The organism is Caballeronia glathei (assembly GCF_000698595.1).
Classification (GTDB): domain Bacteria; phylum Pseudomonadota; class Gammaproteobacteria; order Burkholderiales; family Burkholderiaceae; genus Caballeronia; species Caballeronia glathei.
Genome location: NZ_JFHC01000277.1, coordinates 1 through 657 on the forward strand (window position 1 = coordinate 1; position 657 = coordinate 657).

1 pseudogene is annotated in these 657 nt (G+C 62.1%); it reads left to right on the top strand.

Features of this window, described 5'->3' with window-relative positions:
• Positions 1 to 657, top strand: a pseudogene (locus BG61_RS38760) (heavy metal translocating P-type ATPase); the annotation flags it as partial.

The following is a 657-nucleotide window of genomic DNA, read 5'->3' on the forward strand; positions in this document are numbered from 1 at the left end:
GGCGATGGCCCCGCTCGCGAGCACGCCCCTGTCGACAGTTGTTGCACCCCTGCGACCCTGACTTTCCAAGCGCTTGCCGCTCAAACGGCGGTTGGCGACGCGGTTCGGACCCAAATTCGCATCCGTCAGATGGACTGCCCGACAGAGGAGGCATTAATCCGCAAGAAGCTCGCGGGCATGCGAGCGGTGACGGGCATGGAATTCAATCTGATGCAGCGGGTGCTGACGGTGGTGCACAAGCCGGAAGCGCTTACCCCGGTACTTGAAGGCTTGCGGTCGCTGGGCTTCACGCCGGAGATGGCCGGCGCTGATGAACAATCGGCGAGCATCCCGCAGTCCGAGCAGAAGCCGTGGTGGCCGCTCGCGCTTGCCGGCGTTATCGCGATTGCTTCTGAAGCCGCAGGTTTGCTAGGCCAATCCTCATGGCTCGTCGCCGCACTCGCTTTATTAGCAGTGGCCGGTTCCGGCCTGACAACGTACAGGAAAGGCTGGATTGCCGTCCGCAACGGCAACCTGAACATCAACGCACTGATGAGCATTGCTGTCACGGGCGCGCTGCTTCTCGGTCAGTGGCCGGAAGCAGCGATGGTCATGGTGCTGTTCACGATCGCGGAGCTCATTGAGGCCAAATCGCTCGACCGTGCTCGCAACGCGATT